This window comes from Psychrobacter glacincola, assembly GCF_904846215.1.
GTDB lineage: Bacteria > Pseudomonadota > Gammaproteobacteria > Pseudomonadales > Moraxellaceae > Psychrobacter > Psychrobacter glacincola.
Map to the genome: position 1 here is coordinate 1 of NZ_CAJGZK010000102.1, position 560 is coordinate 560.

Here is a 560-nt window from a genome sequence, read left to right on the forward strand (position 1 = left end):
GACACCTACATCCCAGAGCCTGAGCGTGACATCGACAAAGCATTCCTAATGCCAATCGAAGACGTATTCTCAATCTCAGGTCGTGGTACCGTTGTGACTGGCCGTGTTGAATCTGGTATCGTGAAAGTTGGCGACGAAATCGAAATCGTCGGTATCCGTGACACGCAAAAAACCACCTGTACCGGTGTAGAGATGTTCCGTAAACTGCTTGACGAAGGTCGTGCAGGCGAAAACTGTGGCGTGCTACTACGTGGTACTAAGCGCGAAGACGTACAACGTGGTCAAGTACTAGCGAAGCCTGGTTCTATCACCCCGCATACCAAATTTGACGCAGAAGTATATGTATTGTCAAAAGAAGAGGGTGGTCGTCACACACCATTCCTAAACGGCTATCGTCCACAGTTCTACTTCCGTACCACTGACGTAACTGGCGCAATCCAATTACAAGACGGAACAGAGATGGTCATGCCTGGCGATAACGTTGAGATGGGCGTAGAGCTTATCCACCCAATCGCTATGGACAAAGGTCTTCGCTTTGCTATTCGTGAAGGCGGCCGTAC

General features: G+C 49.8%; 1 protein-coding gene. It reads left to right on the forward strand.

What is annotated here, in order from left to right; translation table 11 throughout:
- Positions 1-560, forward strand: a 560-nt coding sequence (locus JMW90_RS13620) for an EF-Tu C-terminal domain-related protein (protein WP_265089251.1), incomplete at both ends; no start/stop codon positions are given.